20 protein-coding genes are annotated in these 24059 nt (G+C 49.2%); 4 read left to right on the forward strand and 16 right to left on the reverse strand.

What is annotated here, in order from left to right; translation table 11 throughout:
• Positions 1-9: 9 nt before the first annotated feature.
• Entirely contained in the window at positions 10-1362 is a 1353-nt protein-coding gene (locus IE064_RS06545) for an NCS2 family permease (RefSeq protein ID WP_189617150.1), read from the reverse strand.
• A 317-nt stretch (positions 1363-1679) separates the two neighbouring features.
• On the opposite strand from IE064_RS06545, the gene IE064_RS06550 reads away from it, so the two are divergent.
• A complete protein-coding gene (locus IE064_RS06550; RefSeq protein WP_133039771.1) occupies positions 1680-2045 on the forward strand; it encodes a PilZ domain-containing protein in 366 nt (121 codons plus the stop codon).
• Positions 2046-2054: 9 nt separating this feature from the next.
• On the opposite strand, the gene radA is transcribed toward IE064_RS06550, so the two are convergent.
• On the reverse strand, positions 2055-3419 hold the full coding sequence (gene radA / locus IE064_RS06555; RefSeq protein ID WP_189617151.1) for a DNA repair protein RadA: 1365 nt from the start codon (positions 3417-3419) through the stop codon (positions 2055-2057).
• Positions 3420-3570: 151 nt separating this feature from the next.
• Between radA and IE064_RS06560 the strand changes: the two genes are divergently transcribed.
• Complete coding sequence (locus tag IE064_RS06560) at positions 3571-5928, forward strand: PilZ domain-containing protein (protein WP_189617152.1); 2358 nt, start codon at positions 3571-3573, stop codon at positions 5926-5928.
• A gap of 6 nt (positions 5929-5934) precedes the next feature.
• Here the strand turns inward: IE064_RS06560 and serB are convergent, their stop codons facing one another.
• Positions 5935-6909 carry a phosphoserine phosphatase SerB gene (serB, locus tag IE064_RS06565; RefSeq protein ID WP_189617153.1) on the reverse strand — a complete coding sequence of 325 codons (975 nt, stop codon included), beginning with the start codon at positions 6907-6909 and terminating at the stop codon, positions 5935-5937.
• A 79-nt stretch (positions 6910-6988) separates the two neighbouring features.
• Between serB and IE064_RS06570 the strand changes: the two genes are divergently transcribed.
• Positions 6989-7687: a YtjB family periplasmic protein gene (locus IE064_RS06570; RefSeq protein ID WP_189617154.1), complete on the forward strand. Its 699-nt coding sequence runs from the start codon at positions 6989-6991 to the stop codon at positions 7685-7687.
• A gap of 54 nt (positions 7688-7741) precedes the next feature.
• Here the strand turns inward: IE064_RS06570 and deoD are convergent, their stop codons facing one another.
• From deoD to pnp, 10 genes are all read right to left on the reverse strand, one after another.
• Complete coding sequence (gene deoD, locus IE064_RS06575; protein WP_189617155.1) at positions 7742-8452, reverse strand: purine-nucleoside phosphorylase; 711 nt, start codon at positions 8450-8452, stop codon at positions 7742-7744.
• A gap of 69 nt (positions 8453-8521) precedes the next feature.
• The gene (locus IE064_RS06580) at positions 8522-9739 is read right to left on the reverse strand and encodes a phosphopentomutase (protein ID WP_189617156.1); all 1218 of its coding nucleotides are present in this window, start codon (positions 9737-9739) and stop codon (positions 8522-8524) included.
• Positions 9736-11082: a thymidine phosphorylase gene (gene deoA / locus IE064_RS06585; RefSeq protein WP_189617157.1), complete on the reverse strand. Its 1347-nt coding sequence runs from the start codon at positions 11080-11082 to the stop codon at positions 9736-9738. The genes IE064_RS06580 and deoA overlap by 4 nt, the downstream gene beginning before the upstream one ends.
• An 80-nt stretch (positions 11083-11162) precedes the next feature.
• A complete protein-coding gene (deoC, locus tag IE064_RS06590) occupies positions 11163-11936 on the reverse strand; it encodes a deoxyribose-phosphate aldolase (protein ID WP_189617158.1) in 774 nt (257 codons plus the stop codon).
• A gap of 375 nt (positions 11937-12311) precedes the next feature.
• A complete protein-coding gene (locus IE064_RS06595; protein WP_189617159.1) occupies positions 12312-13808 on the reverse strand; it encodes a NupC/NupG family nucleoside CNT transporter in 1497 nt (498 codons plus the stop codon).
• Between the two features lie 165 nt (positions 13809-13973).
• Complete coding sequence (locus IE064_RS06600; protein WP_189617160.1) at positions 13974-14765, reverse strand: TatD family hydrolase; 792 nt, start codon at positions 14763-14765, stop codon at positions 13974-13976.
• A 67-nt stretch (positions 14766-14832) separates the two neighbouring features.
• Complete coding sequence (locus IE064_RS18350; protein WP_505973602.1) at positions 14833-14991, reverse strand: DUF5363 family protein; 159 nt, start codon at positions 14989-14991, stop codon at positions 14833-14835.
• 56 nt (positions 14992-15047) lie between these two features.
• Positions 15048-16637, reverse strand: coding sequence for a peptide chain release factor 3 (gene prfC, locus IE064_RS06605; protein ID WP_133039760.1), 1590 nt, complete (start codon positions 16635-16637; stop codon positions 15048-15050).
• 193 nt (positions 16638-16830) lie between these two features.
• A complete protein-coding gene (gene nlpI / locus IE064_RS06610) occupies positions 16831-17730 on the reverse strand; it encodes a lipoprotein NlpI (protein ID WP_189617161.1) in 900 nt (299 codons plus the stop codon).
• Between the two features lie 147 nt (positions 17731-17877).
• Complete coding sequence (pnp, locus tag IE064_RS06615; RefSeq protein WP_189617162.1) at positions 17878-19992, reverse strand: polyribonucleotide nucleotidyltransferase; 2115 nt, start codon at positions 19990-19992, stop codon at positions 17878-17880.
• A gap of 220 nt (positions 19993-20212) precedes the next feature.
• Between pnp and IE064_RS06620 the strand changes: the two genes are divergently transcribed.
• A complete protein-coding gene (locus tag IE064_RS06620) occupies positions 20213-22249 on the forward strand; it encodes a putative bifunctional diguanylate cyclase/phosphodiesterase (protein ID WP_189617163.1) in 2037 nt (678 codons plus the stop codon).
• Positions 22250-22308: 59 nt separating this feature from the next.
• Here IE064_RS06620 and rpsO read toward each other — a convergent pair whose 3' ends face one another.
• The 3 genes from rpsO to rbfA all read right to left on the reverse strand — a co-directional run bounded on the left by rpsO (position 22309) and on the right by rbfA (position 24040).
• A complete protein-coding gene (rpsO, locus tag IE064_RS06625) occupies positions 22309-22578 on the reverse strand; it encodes a 30S ribosomal protein S15 (RefSeq protein WP_133039757.1) in 270 nt (89 codons plus the stop codon).
• 95 nt (positions 22579-22673) lie between these two features.
• Complete coding sequence (gene truB / locus IE064_RS06630) at positions 22674-23624, reverse strand: tRNA pseudouridine(55) synthase TruB (RefSeq protein ID WP_189617164.1); 951 nt, start codon at positions 23622-23624, stop codon at positions 22674-22676.
• Entirely contained in the window at positions 23624-24040 is a 417-nt protein-coding gene (gene rbfA, locus IE064_RS06635) for a 30S ribosome-binding factor RbfA (protein ID WP_189617165.1), read from the reverse strand. Before rbfA ends, truB begins: the two co-directional genes overlap by 1 nt.
• Positions 24041-24059 lie beyond the last annotated feature (19 nt).

Here is a 24059-nt window from a genome sequence, read left to right on the forward strand (position 1 = left end):
CTTGGTCGGTCAGATAGCCCAACCACCCATGTAAAACACTACCAAGCCGATAGCGATTAGTAATACACCCGGCTTGATTTTCCGCCATTCACCACTACAGATCCGGCCAATGACCAAGGTTGCAAAACCCAACATAATACCGGTAACAATATTGCTGGAAAGCACAATAAACACCGCACAAGTGAGACCTGCCATCGCGTCAACTTTGTCGTCAAAATCCAGTTTGGTGACGTTTGCGAGCATTAACAACCCCACGTACATCAACGCTGGCGCAGTGGCATAAGCCGGCACCAGATAAGACAGTGGTGCGAGAAAAATTAGCAGTAAAAATAACGCGCCAACCAGGGTCGCACTCAGACCCGTTTTGCCACCAGCTGCAGTTCCAGCCGCAGATTCGATATATACCGCCGCGGGAGCGCCCCCCACCAGACCCGCAAACATACTGCTGACCGAATCGGATGTCAGCGCCTTGCCACCATTGATGATATTGTCGTCTTTATCCAACAGATTAGCCTGCCCCGCCACTGCTCGAATTGTCCCGGTGGCATCAAAAATCGCGGTCATTACCAGCGCCAGCACTATTGGCAACACCACGGGATTCAGAGCCCCCATAATATCTAGCTTGCCAAACAAGCTGTGTTCTGAGGTCAAATCCGGTAACGCAAACAAACCACTATATTTCACAGCGGGGTCAAACAATAAGCCAAACACCGATAACGCAATGATCACCAACAGAATACCGCCCGGCACTCGGCGTTTTTCCAAACCTATGGTGGCGGCTAAGCCCACGATGGTAGCAATAACGGGCAAGCTGTTAACATCGCCCAGTTTCACCGGCAAACCGCCGCCACTATTGCCGACAATCAAACTGACGTTATTGGCGGCAATCAGCAATAAAAACAAACCAATACCAATACCGGTTCCGTGCGCGATACCGCGAGGCAGATTGGTCAGTACCCATTGCCGAATACCGGTAACACTCACCAGAGTGAACACTACCCCCATCAGGAAAATGGCACCCAGCGTCACGGGTATCGACATATGCTGCCCCAACACCAGACTAAATGCGGTAAATGCGGTCAGCGAAATCGCACAGCCGATGGCCATCGGCAAATTCGCCCATAACCCCATCAACAGTGAGCCAAAGGCAGCGATCAAACAGGTGGCAATAAACACAGCGCCTGGATCAAACCCCGCCTTGCCAAGCATTGATGGCACCACGATGACTGAGTAAACCATTGCCAGAAACGTGGTCAGACCCGCGATCAATTCGCCGCGTACACTGCTGCCACGTTGCTGAATACAAAAATAGCGCTCTAGCCATGATGCGGTTACAGCATTATTGGTGTTAGATGACTGCATAGAAGTTACCTTGTTCTTAAAATAGGGTACTTAACATCCCGCTGGAACTAGCAGAATACCTGTAAATGACGTCATAACAGGCGACCAGCGGTAATATTGGACGCGCGATCATAAAACAATTCCCGCACGACTGCGATAACCGAATGAAGAACTGTGCGGTAGCTGGCAACTGCGGTGTGAACAGGCAATAACTAACGCATAATTGCACGTATAAAGCACACATTCTGAGCAACAGTGATACAAAAATGAAAAGACAGATGCTAAGCGCTGAAAATCTGTCTACAATTTAGGCAACTTAAGGACAATGCAGGCATCTGATGGAAGACAAGCGCAAATTTTCGCGAGTGCTGTTTGAAACACCGGCCCAATTGCGAACTGAAACAAAAATCTGGAATACCAGACTAGTGGACCTGTGTCTCAATGGCGCGATGGTACAATTACCTGATGATTTCGAGCCATCGCCGTCATTGATCCTCAGCTTTCGTCTGCCGGCCTCTGATATTGAAGTCAGCATGCTTGCCGAACCGGTATACCGTAAACGCAGTTACCTAGGGCTTAAGTGCGCTTTTATTGATGTAGACAGCATTACCCACCTGCGGCGGTTGTTAGAGCTCAACACTGGTGATGCCTCACAACTGCATCGAGAATTGGACCAATTTATCAAGGAGCACGACAACTCCTGAGCCACTCCGTTATAGCGCCGTCAGCGCTTCACTGAGCTTGCTGACACCGATAATTTCCATCCCTGACGGCGCTTTTTTGGGAGCATTGGCAATAGGCACAATGGCACGGCGAAAACCGTGTTTAGCAGCTTCAACCAAACGCTCCTGGCCATTGGGAACCGGCCGGATTTCACCGGATAACCCCACTTCGCCAAACACCACTAAATCCCGCGGTAATACTTCGCCGCGAAAACTGGATAACATTGCCAGCAACAAGGTTAAATCGGCGCTGGTTTCTGTCACTTTGACACCACCAACCACGTTTACAAACACATCTTGATCGGCCATCTGCAAACCGCCATGACGATGCATCACCGCTAACAACATCGCCAGACGGTTGCTGTCCATTCCCACCGCCACGCGTCTGGGGTTGGCTAACGCAGAATGATCCACCAACACCTGTAATTCCACCAGCAGCGGCCGGGTACCTTCCCACACCACCATCACCAGTGAGCCGGATGCGGCCTCATCGGCACGCGACAAAAAGATGGCTGAGGGATTTGCCACTTCCCGCAGGCCACGTTCAGTCATGGCAAACACGCCGAGTTCATTGATTGCACCAAAGCGGTTTTTATGGGAACGCAGCGTTCGATATCGGCTATCGCTATCGCCTTCGAACATAACTGAACAGTCGATGCAGTGTTCTAGTACTTTCGGTCCGGCGAGACTACCATCTTTGGTCACGTGTCCCACCATGATAATGGCGATATTATGTTGCTTGGCAAAACGGGTTAGAAACGCTGCTGACTCACGGACTTGGGCAACACTGCCGGGCGAAGATTGCACATCACTGATATGCATCACTTGGATGGAGTCAATGACGATAATTTTCGGTTGCTCACGCAAGGCAACGTCACAAATGGTATCGACATTGGTTTCCGACAGCATTTTCAGCTTGCCAGTTGGTAACCCAAGTCGTTTGGCGCGCATAGCAACTTGTTGTAGCGATTCTTCACCAGTGACATATAACGCCGGGAGCGTTTCTGCCAACTGGCACAAGGTCTGCAGCAGTAAGGTACTTTTACCGGCCCCAGGATGACCGCCAATCAAAATGGCGCTACCGGCAACAATCCCACCGCCCAGCACCCGGTCAAACTCGGCAAAACCGCTGGCAATACGCGGCACTTCGTTAAGATCTATCTGATCTAGAGTTTTAACTTCACTGCTGCCAGCACCGGCGTATCCACTGAAACTGCCGCTACGCGCCGCAGTTGCCGCCCCCAATCGCACTTCAGTAATGGTGTTCCATTCCTGACACGCACTACACTGACCCTGCCAACGGGGATAATCCTGACCACACTCGGTACAGACATAAGCTGTTTTATTTTTCGCCATACGCAATGGAATCTTGGGGTAATTTGAATAAAAATAAATAAAATAACTGCCCTTTCAACACGATAACTGGCATTTTACATTCAGTTACCGCCGCGGCAGCCGACATAGAATATACAGGATCCGCAGTTTAGCATCTTTTACGAGTGAATAGATGAGTGCAGACGCCCACAGTCTCCTGATTGAGCAGTTAAAACCGCTGATGATGGAGCCCAACTTTGATGACGTATTTGAGCAGATGACCGAAGGAGAATCGAGTTCCAGTCGCTTTCTGCTGAAAATGGAAATCAGCCGCCTTGCCAATCCTTGCCTGCGGATTATCGACCTACGCGATAAATCTGAATTGCCCTGTACTGAAGTCATATACGGTGAACAACACCACTATCTGGATGAACCCGCCAAGCAGGTGTTCCAGAACGCACTAGCGCTATATCGCAATCAGTACACTATGGGTGTATACGAAGAAGTGATGCAGGCACATCAGCTGCGACGTCAACAAAAAGAGCCCAGCAAAGTGGAGTCAGTGTCAACGCTGGTGCCAGGCATCATTCTAGGCAACTACATTCGCCGTACTGAAGAGCGAATGAATTACAGCATTAAAATTCTGGTGTCACAGCCGGGACAACGGGAAATCGTCGGTAACACGCTGGATCTCTCAGTCAGCGGTGCCCGTATTCGGTTACCACTGAAACATGGCTTTGATCTGCAGCAACCATTAACGGTTAAGTTGCAGGAACTGGGAGACGAATTCTATTTTGCCGATCTGCAGCAGGGTGTCGATTATCAAGTGGTCGATGCCGATGATGAAGGTGAAAACTGCTTGATGCGGCTAAAACGTGTCAGCGGCTCTGAGCAGTTGTCACAGATGTTGTCTGATCTTATTCAGGGTTACAAATTCCGTTACAAAGTCGATATCAACGATGTCATGGTAAATGCCAGTGGCCTAGGATTTGAGCGCTTCTATTTGCCTCATTATCCGCACCTGCCGCTGTTCATCAGCGACAATCAGCAACAGCCAGAAATCAGTACCATTTTACTTAGCAGTGATAATCAGGAATTACTGCACTATTTTCTTGACGAAAACGATGTCAACCAATTGCCAACGATCCTGCACAGCCAAAGGCTGCAGGCGCTGATTGATCATCCTGCTGACGATAGTCACAGCCTCCTTTATTGCTTCACTTACAACGCTAAAGGTCGGCTGTTTTTTTATGCGGCAACCTTGGCAGAATTACAAGCATCTGGGCTGATATCGCTGTTTTTCCATTATGGTGCGGCCAAATCCAGCTGGAAAGTTTGTCGACTGTCGCTGGATATGCTCGATCATCAGCAGCCCCATAAATCTTCAGCACTGCCGGGAGATGACGTTAACTATAGCCCGCTGACTGAACAGCAACTGGTTCAATATCGTTGTCTGGTACAGCTAATAGACCTCACCGACCAAGTCGCTGCGATGCAATATCAGCAGTGGCAATCAGCATTGCACATCAACGATCTGAAGTGTTTTGGCATGACAAAAACGCCTCGGAATACGGTAAAACTAGCGGCGCTGAACTTTAGTGAACGCCGCAGAGAAGCGCGTTTTGCGTTCAAAACACTAGTCACTATCCATCAGGATGGCGAACAACTGACGGCAATGACCCACGATATTTCCAGCCGAGGTCTGCAACTGCACTTGGAGCATCCTCATAAGCTCGACACCAGTAAAGAACTGCTGCTCAGTTTTCCCAAACTCCAGGAATTGTCCACCAAAATTAAACTGCAGGAGTTGCCTTACCGGGTAGTGCATAGCCGCAAAAACGGCACTACTTTACATCTAGCAGCGGTTGTTGGACACACGCCACATACAGGGGTGGAGTTTCTTAATCGCTTAATTATCCGTAACCGTGAAAAACTGCAGCAACTGACGGACAACAATCAGCAAGCCAAAGAGTTAGCCGATGGTCTGAAAAATCAACTGATACGCCATTTGCACTCAGTACCTTTCATGTTAGAAAAAACCGCTAAATCATTTCGTATGGCCTGTATCGGGATTGGCATGCAACGTGACCTGATCAGCGATCTTTTTACACGTGAGCAAGGTAATCGGTTGTTATTTGATTTAGGCCCGATTCTAAACGATGGACGCCTGAAACTGGATTTTGTCGAACCAGTGCGGCAGATGAAACCTCAAGACAATGTTGACAGTTTTGAGCTGTATGCTGTTGTTAGTACTAGCGGCCATCCGCAAATTCTCAGCTGTAAACGGGCCGAAGACATGGCAAACGCTGAGGCACTTTCCGATTTCATCCAGCAATCGGACTATATTGGCCGCTTTATGGCGCTCAAAGTCTATCGTGGCGCTACAGGTAAACCGGATTTTAGCTACCTGCAACGCGAACTGGATTACATCAAAGTCCATGCTAAACATCGGGCACAAAAGTTGGAACAACAGCTGTGGCGGATCATTGGCGTTGGTGAACTGCTAGATATTACTGCGGAAGTGCGGATGCGGCTGCCGCCCAAAAACTAATAACTATCAACCTCTGGCCTGCAAAAAAAACGGCAAGGTCTCTAATCCAAGATGGCGGATCCTAGCATCCGCTACTGCTGCCAATTTGGGTTTGGCATGATAAGCCAAGCCAAAATCGGCACAGCAGATCATCGGAATATCATTGGCACCGTCACCGATGGCCACTTTCTGACCGTCAGCTATCTGCCAACGTGTGGCACTTTCGGTAACCACAGCGGCTTTAAATGCAGCATCCACCACTTTTCCTGTCACTTCACCCACAAATTTGCCATCTTGGAGTACTAACTCATTGGCGTAAGCGGCGTCCAGTGCCAATAACTGTTTCAGATGGTTGACGAATGGTGTAAAACCACCAGACGCCACCACAGTACGCCAACCATGTTGCTGCAGTTCGGCAATCATCGATGCTAGCCCTGGCGTTAATGGCAGCCGTTCACACAACTGTTCAATAATGGCGGTGTCTGCACCTTTCAGTTTGGCCACCCGCGCCCGCAAACTCTGCTCAAAATCCAGTTCACCCTGCATGGCCAACTCAGTCACTGCGGCAACCTGTGCCCCTACCCCTGCCGCTGCCGCCAACTCATCGATACACTCTACCTGGATAGCGGTAGAGTCCATATCCATGACCAAAAGTCCTGGCTGGGTCAACTCAGGCAGAATGTCAGTCGGCTGCAATAGTAACCACTCTAGCGCTTCATCCTCCGTCAACACGTCGAGCAATGCAGCTTCCGGTGGTGTGGTCAGTAGCAATTCTAACCCCAGTAACGGCTGCTGCCGCTGCAGACAGACTACCGCAGCGATTGGGAAAGCGCTTAATTGCGCCAACATCTCAGCTTCCACCGCGGCAGGAAATACCAAACGTAAACGCCACTGATGGCGGTGGTCACCTTCCACCGCAGCGGGCCATGACTGTTGCTGGAAGCGATAGGTGTCACTGTTATTGGCTGAGGAACGGGTCAAGTGGCTAAACGCTGGCAGCATACGGTAAGTTTCTCCGGCTATCGGGGCTGACGATAATCGATTATGATTAACGCTAAACCTCTGGGTATTAAGGTACAAAGTGTTACTGTTCAAGGGGCTAAAGACTACCCACACCTTTATCAGACTGCTGCAGATTGCGTTAGCAATAACACTGATCGTTGGGCTGGTACAGTTGTGGCAGACCAGCCTACTACAAGGCCAGCTTTTGCTAAAGTCCCAGACTGAAAAGATGGCCAGATTATTGGTACAACAAACGGCTTACGGCGCAGCACCGGCATTACAGTTACAGAATGATGAGCAATTACAATGGCTCACCACTGCGCTGGTAGAAGACCCCAAAGTAATGGCCGCCACAATCTACAGCGAGGCAGGTCAGCGACTATCTTTTGCCCAAGATATCACCGAAGAGCAAGTAGACCCGGATAGCGATGAACTGGAAAATCTATTGGCCCCTTATCCGCCCTACGTAGAGAGCGTGGTACAGGATGGGAAAAATCTTGGGTTTATCGAAGTTCGGTTAGATCCCAAACTATTTTTTAACGAGATCAAAGCGGCCCACGAACAAAACATGAAGCAGCAACAGATTATGCTGTTGGTCGCCGGGGTTATCGGTATGCTGTTGTCGCGGGCATTATCCTTCAAGCGCGCTGACTTTGACAGGCGTCGCACCCGAGTCAAGCGCCGGCGAAAAGCACTAAAGCAGCTTGCTACAACGGCTAAAAACATCCGCAATGCGGCAGAGACTGCCGCCACCAACAACAGCGCCACACTCAAATAACCACAAAGGAGCTCTTGGGCTCCTTTGTAATATTGTACGCAATTGACGCTAGAGTTACAGCGCTAGCACCGCTTCCAGTGTCATAGTGATCATGTCATTGAAGGTGGTTTGCCGCTCTTCAGAAGTGGTCACTTCACCAGTGCGGATATGGTCTGATACCGTTACCACACACAACGCCCGCGCCCCAAACTCTTTTGCCACACCGTACAGGCCGGCCGCTTCCATTTCGACGCCCAGAACGCCCATTTTCTCCATCACATCGAACATATCCGGTTCTGGAGAGTAGAACAGATCAGCCGAGAACACATTGCCAACCCGTACCTTGATGTTCTGTGCTTTGGCGGCATTTACCACGGCAGTCAGCAGTTCATAATCGGCGATAGCAGCAAAGTCTTTATCTTTGAAACGCATGCGGTTAACCCGTGAATCGGTGCAGGCCCCCATTCCAATCACCACGTCGCGAACCTTGATATCACGGCTGATTGCACCACAGGTACCGACACGGATCAGGTTTTTAACACCGTAATCCTTGATAAGTTCAGTGGCATAGATAGAACATGAAGGGATGCCCATGCCAGACCCCATCACAGAGACTTTCTTACCTTTGTAAGTACCGGTAAAACCCAGCATATTGCGCACGTCAGTCACTTGCTCAACATTTTCTAGGAAAGTCTCAGCAATATATTTGGCACGTAGCGGATCGCCTGGGAACAGCACGGTTTCCGCGAATGCGCCGTCTACTGCATTGATGTGTGGTGTTGCCATGAAAAAATAACCCCTTTGGTTCAAAAATAAATTCGTTATGCTCCGCACAACCATAGCGGAGTTGCAGCATTACGGCAGAAAAGATTCACCATAAGCCATAGGCGCTAGCCCAAAATATTGAGCAATACTCTGCCCGATATCCGCAAAACTGTTGCGACGTCCCAGTGACCCGGCGCGCAATCCAGCGCCCAGTGCGAGGACTGGGACATGTTCACGGGTGTGATCGCTACCCGGCCAAGTGGGATCACAACCATGATCAGCGGTCAGCAGCAATAGATCGTCTGCCTGTAATAGTGCCAGCAACTCTGGCAAGCGCTGATCAAAATACTCCAGCGCCCCGGCGTAACCCGCCACATCGCGCCGATGCCCGAACTGGGAATCAAAATCCACAAAGTTGGTGAACACGATAGTATTGTCGGCGGCGCATTTTACCTGTTCAAGGGTGCTGTCGAACAGCGCTTCCAGCCCCGAAGCCTTGACTTTTTTGGTAATGCCGCAGTGTGCGTAAATATCGGCAATTTTGCCAACACTGATAACGTCGCCACCCGCTGCTTTCAATTTGTCTAAAACTGTCGCTGCTGGCGGTTCCACTGCATAATCACGGCGGTTACCGGTACGGCTAAACGCCCCGCGTCCACTGCCGACAAATGGCCGGGCAATCACTCGCCCAATGTTGTAGGGTTCTAATTCTTCACGGGCGATTTCACACAAGTGATACAGCTTGTCTAATCCAAAGGTTTGCTCATGGCAGGCAATCTGAAATACCGAATCTGCCGAAGTATAAAAAATCGGTAACCCGGTCTGCATATGCTGCTCCCCGAGTTCATCGAGGATCACCGTACCAGACGCATGACAATTACCGAGGAAGCCACTGAGGCCAGCGCGAGCCAGAATCTTATCGGTGAGTTCCTGCGGAAACGATTGCTGCCGCTCGCTGAAATAGCCCCAATCAAATAACACCGGAACCCCCGCCATTTCCCAATGGCCGCTAGGGGTATCTTTACCAGAACTCAGTTCTGCTGCGTACCCATAAGCGCCGCTGACCGGAGTGGCGCCGCTAAATCCGGCTGGCATGGTACCAGAGCTTTCCTGAGCAGCATGTGCCAGTCCCAATCGCGCCAAATTTGGCAATGACAGCGGCCCATGACGGCCAATATTTGCTTGACCGTTGGCACACCGCTCGGCGATATGGCCGAAAGTATCAGCGCCAACATCACCAAATTTATCGGCATCAGCTGTCGCGCCGATACCAAAAGAATCCAGCATTAAAATAATACAGCGTTTCATTTACTCTCCGCGGCCATATCTGTATCACGGATACAGCCATAAATCTCTGGCGGGCATTCGCGTTCAGCATCGCCCAGTTGCACTGCTTGGCGCACCATAGCTGCCGCCTGTTGCCATTCGTTTTCGTTGCGGGCATGCAATAGCGCTAACGGTTGCTGTGGTTGCAGAAACTGACCTAAAGTACAGAGCTCACTCAACCCAACACTGTAATCCAACATATCGCCGGGCTTACGGCGACCACCACCCAGCGCCACCACTGCTAACCCCAGTTGGCGGGTATCGATGGTCTGCACGATGCCGGTAGTCTCGGCATACACAGGTTTGCAAACCGGTGCTTGAGGCAGATGGTCTTGATAGTGCTCGATAAAATCCGAAGGTCCGCCAAGTGCTGTCACCATACGGCCAAAACGTTCCGCCGCTTGACCATTATCTAGTACCTGCTGCAATTGCCGTCTGGCATCAGTATCGTTTTGTGCCAAACCGCCGAGCTGTAATAATTCACTGCACAGCGCCATAGTAACGTCAAACAGTCGAGGATTGCGCTGCTCACCCGTGAGAAAACGCACCGCTTCGGCAACTTCTAAGGCATTACCGGCACTGGAAGCCAGCACCTGATTCATATCGGTCAGCAGTGCTGACGTGCGCGTTCCGGCACCATTTGCCACGCTGACAATAGATTGCGCTAAGGCCTGTGATTCGGCCATAGAGGGCATAAAGGCACCGCTGCCCACTTTCACATCCATCACCAGAGCATCGAGGTTACAAGCAAGCTTCTTTGACAAAATAGAGGCCGTGATCAAGGCTATCGATTCCACCGTCGCCGTGTTATCACGGATGGCATAAAAGCGCTTATCGGCGGGGACCAAGTCGCCTGTCTGCCCAATAATGGCCACACCGACCTGTTTGACCGTGTTGCGAAAGCGCTGGCTGTCAGGCTCTGTCCGATAACCGGGGATAGCATCCAGCTTATCCAGTGTACCGCCAGTGTGGCCAAGACCGCGGCCGGAAATCATCGGCACGTAGCCACCACAAGCGGCTATCATCGGCCCCAGCATCAAGCTAGTACAATCGCCAACGCCACCAGTACTGTGCTTGTCCAGCACAGGTCCTGGTAACTGTAGGCTATCCCAATTCAACACCTGTCCAGAGTCACGCATGGCCTGCGTCAACGCAACACGTTCAGCCATATCCATCCCCTGGAAGTAAACCGCCATACCTAAGGCGGCGATCTGCCCTTCAGAGATGCTGTTGTTGGTGATGCCATTGACAAAAAAAGCAATCTCCGGCGCGGTTAACGCCTGACCATTACGTTTTTTGCGAATGATTTCCTGTGCCAGATACATCAGTTGCTCCTGCGTTGTGAGTCAGAATTCTGTGACTGACCGCCATGTGGTCAATACTCTGCCATAACGCGTTGTTTAACTCAGTAACCTTGCTCAGTACCGGGTGCCTGACCCAGTTCCAGCGTATGCAGCAGATTAGTGAGCAGACTAGAAGCTCCAAAACGGAAGGTGCGGGGACTGATCCAATCCGCCCCTAAAATACGCTGGGCTACCCCAAGAAACTCCGCGGCTTGCGCGGCATCGCGAACCCCACCGGCTGGCTTAAAACCTACTTGAGGATTTTTCTCGCTGATAACCGTCAGCATAATTTCAGCCGCTTCAATAGTGGCATTTACCGGCACTTTGCCGGTTGAGGTCTTGATAAAATCGGCACCTGCGTCAATCGCGATTTCGGAAGCTTTACGGATCAATGCTGGATCTTGCAATTCACCACTTTCAATAATGACTTTCAGTAAGGCTTGCTTACCACAAGCTTGCTTACAGGCTTTGACTAACTCGTACCCAATCGTCTCGTTACCCGCCATCAACGCCCGATAGGGGAACACCACATCCACTTCGTCAGCGCCGTAAGCGACAGCGGCTTTGGTCTCCAACAACGCAATATCGAGGTCGTCATTACCGTGAGGGAAATTGGTCACAGTTGCCACTTTTACATCTGTCGCACCAATACTATTTAGGGTTTTACGGGCGATAGGAACAAAGCGTGGGTATACACACACAGCAGCAGTATTGCCCGCTGGGGTTTTCGCTTTATGGCACAAGGCAATGACTTTCTGCTCGGTGTCATCGTCGTTCAGCGTAGTCAAATCCATCAGTCGAATGGCCTGACGGGCGGCCTGTTTCAAATCAGTCATGGGTAAGCTCTCCGAGAAATAATCTGTTCATCACTGGTTACCACTACCAGCGACATGACATCCCGCGCTGGTACGCACATGACGACCAATCATCGGGCTCACGACTTGGCTCCGTGAAGACCGGAAAGGATTGCCCCAAGGGCACCCTTACCGCGAAAAATTCCTTTTAACGCGAAAAATAGCTGAATCAATACGCCGTCACTGGCAAGCAGCACAGCAAGGGACGAGTGACTCCTGCAAGGCGGCCAATAATATACCGCGGATAATTTCATTTCCAGAACCAGCGGTTCAGATTAACGAACAATTATTGAAAAATAGCTGTAGCGGCAAATTGACGCGCGGGCCAGAGACATAGATCTGGCCCGGCAACAAAGGTCAGGAAAGAGCGACAAACAAACCGGCAAGTGTAGCGCTCATCAAGTTAGCCAGCGAACCGGCGATAACCGCGCGCATCCCTAGTTTCGCTAACTCATGACGACGGTTGGGTGCCATGCCGCCAAGCCCCCCCAGCAGAATAGCAATGGAGGAAAGGTTGGCAAAACCACACAAGGCGAAAGACACAATGGCTTTGGTTTTATCAGTCATCACCATACCGGTTTCAGCCACCAGCTTGCCACCTTCAGCCAGATCTTTCAGATAAGGGGCAAAATTAGAGTAAGCCACAAATTCATTGACCACTATCTTCTGGCCGATAAAGGAACCAGCAAGCATCGCCTCTTTCCAGGGTACGCCAATCATCCAGGCCAGAGGCATAAACAGGTAACCGAGGATCATTTCCAAGGAAATTTTAGCGGCTGCAGCATCAACAACCGCCTTGGTTGCAGTTGCTAATTCAGGTTGTTGCAGCTTACTAAACTGCTCAATCACCAGTTGTCGGTCAATATCGGTAATTGTTAAGGCCGTTACCGCCACATGCGCTTGATCAGCCAGTGCTTGCACACTGCTGTTGAACGCTGCCTGCAATTCCGGAGTCGCTGCTGCGGCAGTTTTTAATGCATCAAATGCTGTTGCGAGCGCGGCATTGCCATAGCCAAACCAACCACCGATACCACCAATAATGCTGTTGATTAAGGCAATAAGGCCAATAAATGCCAGCAGCATAGCGCCGACGTTCAATGCCAGTTGCATACCAGCGGAGGCGCCACTAGCCGCCGCATCCAACACATTGGCAGGCTTATCGGGATCATCTGGCAGCGCCACAATATCATCATGTGGGGCTTCGGTTTCTGGATGCATCAATTTAGCCATCAATAACCCGCCAGGTGCCGCCATAAATGAAGCGGCCACCAGATATTCCATCGGCACGCCCATTTGCGCATATCCTGCCATAACTGAACCAGCAATGGATGCCATACCGCCCACCATAATGGCGAACAGTTCAGATTGCGTCATGGTGGGAATAAAAGGCCGTACCACTAATGGCGCTTCGGTTTGACCGACAAAAATATTGGCGGTGGCCGACATAGATTCGGTGCGACTGGTACCCAGCGCTTTCTGAAGCGCGCCACCCAATAAACGGATCACCCACTGCATGATGCCCAGATGATATAACACCGCGATCAACGAGGAGAAAAAGACAATCACCGGCAACACATGAATCACAAAGATAAAGCCGACTTTAAAGTTAGCTAGGTCGCCAAACAGGAAACGAATACCATCGTTAGCCTTATCAATGACACTATACACTGCGTCGGAAACACCTTTAAGGATGTCTTTACCTACCGGCACATACAGAACAAAGCCACCAAAAGCCGCCTGGATCAGAAAAGCACCGCCGACAGTGCGCAGATTTATCGCTTTCTTATTGTTGGAAAACAAGAAGCCAATAAACAGTAGGAAAAACAATCCCACTAAACTCATGACGATACTCATTAACTATCCCTTTTTATTGTTAATTGCTTTGTTAATGGCGTTAACCGACCTTTATTTGGGCGGCATTATAACCAACGGGCGCCACAAAATCGCCTGCTGTAGTACATTTTAGGGTTTATTTTTCAAAACCTTACAAAAAACTTTGCGATGTTCCCTTAATTCTATTTAGCGCTCAAACAGTTGAACAAAATTATTCTGTAACTGTTCTGATACCAGAACGGCAGTTTTTCCCTGCAATTTTGCTATCTCAGCCACCACCGCCAGTATCGTTAACGGCGTGTTGCGCGCTGGCCGCAGCGCTGCTGGTGCCATGGCTGGCGCATCAGTTTCCACCAACAACGCTGGTAGCGGCAAACGCTTCACCGCGCTACGCAGCTTTTTAGCGGATGCCTCAAGTAACAAACCACCGATCCCCAAACGAAAACCCATCTGCCAGTATTGCATAGCCACTTCATAGCTGCCGCTGAAACCATGAATAACACCATGACAGCTAGGGTATTTTTGCAAAAGCGCCTGCATCGCCGCGTGACAATGCACCGCGTGCAACACTACCGGCAATTGGTATTTCACCGCTAATGCCAACTGCGCGTCCAATAAAACCATTTGTTGCTCCCAGGCAACGCGACGAACATCGTCTTCCGCGAATTTTGCTCTGGGTTTATCAAGACCACACTCGCCTACGGCGACCAGCAATGGATCAGCCAAGTGCTGCTGAAGTTGACGCTCCAATAAAGCCATCGCCGCAGGAATATCTGTCGGGCAATACCAAGGATGAATGCCGAGTGCATAAGGGCATTGAAAGGCAGCAGCAATCTGTTGCTGTTTGGCCCAATCAGCAGGTGACACGCCCGGAATTAATGCACCGCTGATCCCTGCCTGTTGCATTTCAAGGAACAGTTGCTCACGGTCGCCATCGAACTCGATGGCATCAAGATGGGCGTGAGAATCAGTCAGCATCGATATATTAATAATGACGAGCCAAGCAGTATTATTGAAGACACACTGCGGCCTGCATTATCTCCAACTAATTGGTTGGATCTTTGCTAAATGGTTTTTTCTCGAGTGGCGGATCCTGCAAACGCGGCATACAACAGCGTTGGCTGTTCTCAGTCAAACCCATCTTATCGCACCAACTGGTGTATTTAAGCCAGCCACGTTTTATCAGTGAAAGCATTTTATTCATGTTGCCAACCCTTTCTATGCGCCCAAGAAAAAAGCGGAGTATGACTCCGCCTTTTATCAGTGTTCTCGCGTTTTGGCAAATTCAATGTCGGGATAACGTTCCATCGACAAGTTGAGATTGACCATAGTCGGCGCGATATAAGTGAGGTTATCGCCGCCATCCAATGCCAAATTAACAGTGCATTTACGTTGAAATTCATCCAGTTTTTTAGCGTCGTTGCAATATACCCAACGCGCGGTTGCAACGTTGACAGCTTCGTAAATGGCTTCAACGTTATATTCAGATTTCAAGCGGCCGACAACCACTTCAAACTGCAGCACCCCAACGGCACCTACAATCAGATCGTTATTCTCTAGCGGCCGGAATACCTGAACCGCGCCTTCTTCTGACAACTGTACCAAGCCTTTAAGCAATTGCTTTTGTTTCAGCGGATCTTTAAGACGAATACGCCGGAACATTTCTGGGGCAAAATTAGGAATACCGGTAAATTTCAGTTCTTCGCCCTGCGTAAATGTATCGCCAATCTGAATAGTACCGTGATTGTGTAATCCGATAATATCACCAGCAAAGGCTTCTTCTGCGCGTTCGCGATCACCCGCCATAAAAGTTACTGCATCGGAAATGCTCACCGTTTTGCCGATGCGCACATGCTTCATCTTCATCCCTTGGGTGTACTGTCCAGACACTACGCGCATAAAGGCGATGCGATCGCGGTGTTTCGGGTCCATATTGGCCTGAATTTTAAAGACAAAACCGGAGAAATTTTCTTCCGTTGCTTCAACCAGTCGATCACTGCTTTGCCGCGGCTTCGGCGCGGGTGCCCATTGGGTAAGACCATCCAACATATGATCTACCCCAAAGTTGCCTAACGCCGTACCAAAAAATACCGGTGTTAATTCGCCGCTCAGGAACAGCTCTTCATCGAACTCATTGGAGGCGCCGCGCACCAGCTCCAGCTCTTCGCGCAACTGCTGGGCTAAATCGCTGCCAACGGCATTATCCAATTCTGGGTTATTCAACCCCTTAATAATGCGTACTTCCTGAATGGTATGACCTAAACCACTGTGGTACAGGATGGTTTCATCGCGATGCAGGTGATACACGCCTTTAAAAGACTTACCACAACCAATAGGCCAACTGATGGGCGCACACATGATGTTCAGCTCGTTTTCCACTTCATCGAGCAATTCCATCGGATCGCGGATGTCACGGTCTAGCTTGTTCATAAAGGTGATAATCGGGGTATCACGCAAGCGGGTGACTTCCATCAGCTTACGGGTACGGTCTTCCACACCTTTGGCGGCATCAATCACCATCAAGCAGGAGTCAACGGCAGTAAGTGTACGATAGGTATCTTCCGAGAAATCTTCATGCCCCGGAGTATCTAACAGGTTCACCAAGCAATCATTGTAAGGGAATTGCATGACTGAGGTGGTTACCGAGATACCACGTTCTTTCTCCATCTCCATCCAGTCAGACTTAGCATGCTGACCTGAGCCGCGACCTTTTACCGTTCCCGCTTGCTGGATCAGATGGCCGTGCAGCAGCACTTTCTCCGTAATGGTGGTCTTACCCGCGTCAGGGTGCGAAATAATGGCGAAAGTTCGGCGTTTGCCCACTTCCTGCTGGATTAGCTTATTCGACATGGATAACTATCTTCTGCATAAATGGCGCCGACACGACGAGTAACCAGCGGTGCCGGAGCGAGGATGACAACTGTTAAAGGCGGCTATTTTCTATGATCTTGACGGGATAAACAACGTACAAACCTGAAACTCTGGTAAAAGCCTCGAACAACTGTGGCAAGCGGCAACCGTAGTTGCCGCTAATCTGAGAGCATTACAGCGAACTGTCTTTACTGTTATCCATGGTATTTGCCAATAGCGCCAACTCAACCCGAGCATATCGATGTTCAACAAAGTCATAGATATTGGTTGCCAGCGCCAATCGCAGGTAGTTAGCGGCCTTGTCATTTTGCTGCTGTTCTTCCGCTATTTTTGCCAGATAAAAGTAGGCTTCGCAGAGACGTTCAGCATATTCAGCAGGCCCTTTCAACCCCTGTTTTGCCAATGCAAAAACCTGGGCTTCCGAGGTTTTACCCAACACATAATCCACCAGTACTGTCGACCAAGTGTCATCATTGAGTTTGCTGCGATTATGCTGCATCGTGAGCAATGCCTGTTTCGGCTCGAGCTGATACTCAGCCAGATATAGCCACAAGACTCGATAACCATCGGATGGCTCTTTGTTCAGAAAGGACTGCATATCGTCCACAGCCAGCTGTGGTCTGTCGCCATAATAAAGCGCTAAGCCACGGTTGAGATAGGCATAGTCATAATCAGGCGCCAGCTCTAATGCGGAATCAAAAGCCTCGTAAGCGGCATCAAACTCACCTTCCTGGGTATAGTAAATGCCGATAAAGTTGTACGCATCAGCCAAGTCAGGTTGTAACTTCAACGCCTCGTGAAACTCAATACGCGCCATGATGCGTAAACCGAGACGATCGTATATTACGCCACGATCATAATGAAAACGTGCTAGCTGCTGCTGAGTAAGCTTGGCATTGGAAATAATCTCATTCAGCTTTGCCAGGGCGATTTCCATCTTGTAATCAGGCAACAACGGCGCGACCAATAACTGCCCTTGATTATCAGCAGCAGACGTTGCCGCACAACCGCCGTTTAGGAGACTGCCAACAGCCACAACGCAAAATACGGCAGCCCGCAAATTCAAATTCATGCAAAAGTCCTTCTTAATTCCAATGCGCTGTTCATCATAGCAACAGAGCGGAGCCACTGCCATCGGCCAAGTTACCCTACGACATAAAAAAACTATGGGCAAATAAAAAAGGAGATCCGAAGATCTCCTTAAAACTTTGTCAATGACTTATTCAGCTGAATCAGTCGGTGCAGCCGCAGCAGCCTGTTGTGCTTCCTTAATGGACAGACGCACACGCCCCTGACGATCCACTTCCATCACTTTAACAGTGACTTCTTGATTCAGTTGCAGATAGTCAGACACGTTAGCAACACGTTCTTCAGCAATCTGTGAGATATGAACTAAACCATCTTTGCCCGGCAGGATATTCACAAAGGCACCGAAATCCACGATACGGATAACTTTACCTTTATAGATACGGCCAACTTCCACTTCAGAGGTGATCTCTTCAATACGGCGAATGGCTTCCTTGGTAGCATCCGCGTTATTAGAAGCAATCTTCACTGTGCCATCGTCTTCCAACTCAATAGTGGTGCCAGTTTCTTCAGTCAACGCACGGATAGTCGCGCCACCTTTACCAATCACTTCACGGATTTTCTCCGGATTGATCTTGATAGTGGTGATACGAGGAGCATGATCAGAGATTTCTGGACGGGCTTTATTAATCGCCTGATCCATCACGTTTAGGATATGCACACGCGCACCGTAAGCCTGCTGCAGCGCAATTTCCATGATCTCTTTGGTGATACCTTCGATCTTGATATCCATCTGCAACGCAGTAACACCATCACGGGTACCGGCGACTTTGAAGTCCATGTCACCCAGGTGATCTTCATCACCCAGAATGTCTGACAGCACCACAAAATCATCACCTTCTTTCACTAAGCCCATGGCAATACCGGCAACAGAAGTCTTGATAGGCACACCAGCATCCATTAACGCCAGAGAGCTACCACACACAGAAGCCATTGAGCTAGAACCGTTTGATTCGGTGATTTCAGATACCACGCGCACACTGTAAGGAAATTCCGCTTCTGATGGCATAACCGCATTAACACCGCGCCAAGCCAACTTACCATGACCAATCTCACGGCGTTTTGGTGAACCAACCATACCGGTTTCACCTACAGAGAACGGCGGGAAGTTGTAATGCAGCATAAAGCGTTTGGTACGCTCACCCAGAATAGAATCGACTTTCTGAGCATCGCGTTCAGTCCCCAGAGTACAAGTAACCAACGCCTGAGTTTCACCACGAGTGAACAATGCGCTACCGTGAGTACGGGGCAATACACCCGCCATTACGCTCAACGCACGCACCATATCCGGTTCACGACCATCGATACGAGGCAAACCTTTCAGAATACGGCTACGTACTACGCGTTTTTCCAAACTACCGAGCAAGTTGTCAGCCTCAGTGGTATCCAGTTGCGGATCTTCAGCTAGCAACTTTTCAACCACGGCTTTCTTGATATCTGCCACAGCCTGATAACGTTCCTGCTTGGCAGTAATCTGATAAGCGGCAGTAAAATCTGCTTCGGCAAGCGCTTTGATCTTCTCTGCCAGCGTTTCATTTTTTACTGGCGCAGTCCAATCCCAACGAGGTTTACCGGCTTCTTTCTGGAATTCAGCAATGGCCTCGATAACCACTTGCTGCTGCTCGTGACCATAAACGACCGCACCCAGCATCACTTCCTCTGGCAGAATATTCGCTTCCGATTCCACCATCAGTACCGCATTTTTAGTACCGGCAACAACCAAGTCCAAATCGCTGTTATCCAGCTCCGCAACACTTGGATTCAGGACATATTCACCATTAATGTAACCCACCCGGGCGGAACCCAACGGACCATTAAATGGAATACCAGAAATAGCCAATGCAGCTGACGTACCAATCATCGAGATGATATCTGGATCAATCTGCGGATCGACTGAAACCACAGTAATGATGACCTGAACTTCATTGGTGAAACCATCGGGAAACAGAGGACGTATAGGACGATCGATTAAACGGGCAACCAACGTTTCATCTTCGGAGGGACGACCTTCGCGTTTGAAAAAACCACCGGGAATTTTACCGGCTGCATAGGTTTTTTCCTGATAGTTAACAGTAAGAGGAAAGAAGTCACGGCTTGGGTCTGATTCTTTCTTACCGACTACGGTTACCAGAACGGTGGTGTCGCCCATACTTGCAAGAACGGCACCATCGGCCTGGCGTGCGATTACGCCTGTTTCCAGAGAAACTGTGTGCTGACCATATTTAAAACTTTTTACTATTGGATTCACGTGACCCATTCCTTAATTTCAATAATCTTGAATTCGCGCGTAAGTATACTGCAAAGCAGTTGTACAGATAAAGAGCGTAACCAAGTGACAAAACAACAACTTTCCCATAAAGTAAGATCTCTGGGATTCATTCCATAAAATATGCAGTTATGGACTAACATTATTCGTATATAAACCGACGGTGCCTTTAAAAAGGGCTTAGATGCAAAGGAAGAAGCGGATGCGGGCCAGACGTTTCAAGTCGTTGACGTGGAAACAAACCAATCTGGTGGTATTTACAGCGCTTTTTTTCGCTATTGCTATCTTTATCGTTGAAATTTTGATGGTGCTATCCACCGAACGTGAAACGCTAAAGCGCAGCCAAAAAGAAGTTGTCGATTCTGTTGAACAGCCCGTAGAAAATGCGGTTTGGGCACTGGATGACAATCTTGCCAAACAAACGCTGGAAGGTTTACTGAAAGTCGATTATGTCGGTTCAGCCATCATTACCCTAGATGATGGCAATACCTTTGTCAGTGTGGGTAACACAACATCTCTGCCGGACGATATCTTTTCTGCCATCAGCCTGAAGTTATTTGGTGAATTTCGCCAAATCAACCGTCAACTGCATCAGCCTACATACCTAGGAAATGACGAAAAACCACAGTTAATAGGCACGCTGCAGATAAATTACAATACCCGCGAGTTAACAGAGCGACTGATCAGCCAGTTAAAAGTGAGTTTTACGGCGACGCTGGCACGAGCCCTCTTTATTACCCTAGTGTTATCTTTGGTATTTCACCGATTTCTGACGCAACCCATTGCGAAAATCGGTGAAGCGATTGACCGCATCGATCCTGAATGCCCTGACGAGCATCTGCTACCCGTACTAAACAACCATAAAGACGATGAATTAGGATTGGTTGCCTCGAAATTAAATCAAATTTTGGTGCAATTCAGTAAAGCCCAAGAAAAACTCAGGAAAATGGCGACCCGAGATTCACTTACCGGGTTACCAAACCGTACGCTGCTGTTGGAAACCCTCACAGTTGCGATTCAGCGAGCAAATGTTCGCAAAAGTAACCTGGCGCTGCTGTTTATTGACTTAGATCGGTTTAAAAATATCAATGACTCATTGGGACATTCGTTAGGCGATCAATATTTGATCCGTATTGCACTGCTACTGAAACGTTTTGTAGACAACCGAGGGTTAGTGGTGCGCTTGGGTGGTGACGAGTTTGTAATTCTGGCCGAAGATCTGCATTCTCCCAGCCAAGTAGCAGATTTCGTGGAAAAACTTTTTGAACAGTTAAAGATGACCATTAAGCTGGGCGACCATTCTGTACATCCAGCAGCATCAGTGGGGATCTCGTTTTACCCTGACGATGGTGAAACAGCAGAAGATCTGATCCGCCATGCCGACATTGCCATGTATAGCGCCAAAGCTGCAGGCTCCAACCACTGGGCATTTTTCAAGCAACAGATGACAGAACGTGCCGTTACTCGTTTGCGAACAGAAGCCTCGCTGCACGACGCCATCAAAAATGACGAGTTTGTGTTGTATTTCCAACCACAGCTGGATCTACGAAGCGGCCATTTGATTGGTTGCGAAGCCCTGATCCGCTGGCAACGGGGAGACAAACTTGTCAGCCCAATGACTTTTATTCCCATTGCAGAAGAAACCGGCATTATTGTGGCAATCGGGGAATGGGTAATTGAGCAAAGTTGCAAGACACTCAATATGTGGCAAAAACTTTACAACTTCCAGACCACTATTGCCTGTAACGTATCCACAAAGCAATTCGCCGATCCTGGGCTTATTCCACATATTAAACGTTCGGCAATGCGCTATCAGATAAAACCTGAGTATCTGGAAATCGAAATCACCGAAACAGCCTTTATGAATGATGTCGAGCAGGCAGTATTAAAGCTGCAACAATTGCAATCTGCAGGCTTTGGTATTGCGGTGGATGACTTCGGAACTGGTTATTCATCGCTGTCTTATCTGCGTCGGCTACCACTGACGACACTCAAAATTGATCGCGCATTTATTTCTGAACTACCGGGTAATAGCGCTATCGCTTCCACTATTCTGACGTTAGGCAAGCAATTAGGGTTACAAATTATTGCGGAAGGGATTGAAAATAAACAACAGCTAGACTGGTTGGAAAGTCATGGTTGTGGTATCGGTCAAGGCTTCTACTTTAGCGAGCCATTGCCGTTGGCAGAGTTTGAAAAGCGTTATGTGGTAGCACAGCCCAGTAAGGTAGGGCTTTGATTGTTCAAAGAATAGATCAAAAAAGGAGGCGTAAGCCTCCTCTTTCGATGAGAAACTGATTAGCGACGCAGACCCAGTTTCTGGATCAAAGCAGCATAACGTTCAGCATCTTTCTTCTGCAGATAGCTCAACAACTTACGACGAGAGCTAACCATGCGCAACAGACCACGGCGAGAGTGATGATCTTTTGCGTGTTCTCTGAAATGATCCTGCAGATGATTGATCTGAGCAGTCAACAGGGCAACCTGAACTTCAGGTGAGCCAGTATCGTTTTCGCCGCGGCCAAATTCAGCCAGGATTTCAGCTTTCTTTTCAGTACTTAGTGACATGAGTCTCTCCAAATATTTAATCAAATGACCTCAGCCGATCACTAACTCAGCCGAGGGGCGCAGAATAATAACCTGTTACCTATTACAGTGCAAGTTCAGTCAACGGTAGTCTCGTGCATGACTATAAGGCGTTTAGGGGCTAGTAAACCATCATCGTTCATGGTGCCTACGCCGATAAATCGACGTGCTTCCCCCAAGGTGATACGCACCAACGCCGCTGGTTTTAATCCATTGACCCGCACCGGATTACCGTGCAACAGGTAAGTCCCTAATGCTTCTGGGACATTACATTCATCAAGATCTGCCACGGCCGCATCGGCAGGTAGCAACAATGGATCTAATAACTGTGACGGTGCAATCTCCTGTGCTATCGCCTCATCGAACAACTGTTGTAGTTGCTCCAGCGTGACCATACGTTCATAGGGATAATGACCAACCTGTAAACGCCGCAGCATAATCACATGCGCACCACAACCAAGCAGTTCACCAAGATCATCCACAATAGTACGAATATAGGTACCTTTAGAGCAGTGAATTTCCAGCGTCAGTTCATCATCTGTCAGCGCGATAAACTTGAGCTCGTACACTGTAATCGGCCGCGCTTCTCGTGGCACGTCTTTGCCCTCGCGGGCATATTTATAAAGAGGTTGTCCTTGATATTTCAGGGCCGAAAACATCGAAGGCACCTGTAAGGTGTCACCGCGAAAATGCGCTAACGCGGTTTCGAGTTGCGCCGAACTGAAAGTCAACGGCCGGGTGCTGACCACTTCACCATCAGCATCACTGGTATCGGTACGAACGCCGAGCTTAGCGGTAACCAGATAACGTTTGTCGGCATCCAACAGATGCTGTGAGAACTTGGTTGCTTCCCCCAAACAGATGGGCAGCATTCCGGTGGCTAAAGGGTCGAGCGCACCAGTATGACCCGCCTTAACCGCATTATAAATCCGCTTAACTTTCTGTAATGCGTGATTGGAACTCATGCCGGTGGGCTTATCCAACAGCACAACACCATCTACGAAACGGCCCTTAGGTCGTTTTGCCATTAGTTATTTTCCTCATCCCCGGATGTGTCATCATCATGTTCAGACTGCTGATGTTTAGCTTTATCGCTATTCACGACCTGAGTTACCAGATTAGACATACGCATCCCTTCAACCAGGGATTTGTCATAGACGAAACGCAGTTCCGGCATGACCCGCAATTGCATGCGACCGGCAACCAATGTACGGACATAGGGTGCCGCCTTGGTGAGCGCGGCCATTTTTTCCTGGATACGCTCTGGGTCTTCTTCAAACAGGGTGACATACACCTTGGCAAAACTCAGATCCCGTGACACGTCAACATCATTTACTGTCACCATGCCAATCCGGGGATCTTTCATATCACGTTGTAGCACAAAAGCCAGCTCTTGCTGTAACTGCTGTGCTATGCGTCGAGTACGGCTAAATTCTCTTGCCATTATCTTATTCCCCCAAATT

The sequence above is a fragment of the Shewanella fodinae genome, assembly GCF_014651955.1.
GTDB lineage: Bacteria > Pseudomonadota > Gammaproteobacteria > Enterobacterales > Shewanellaceae > Shewanella > Shewanella fodinae.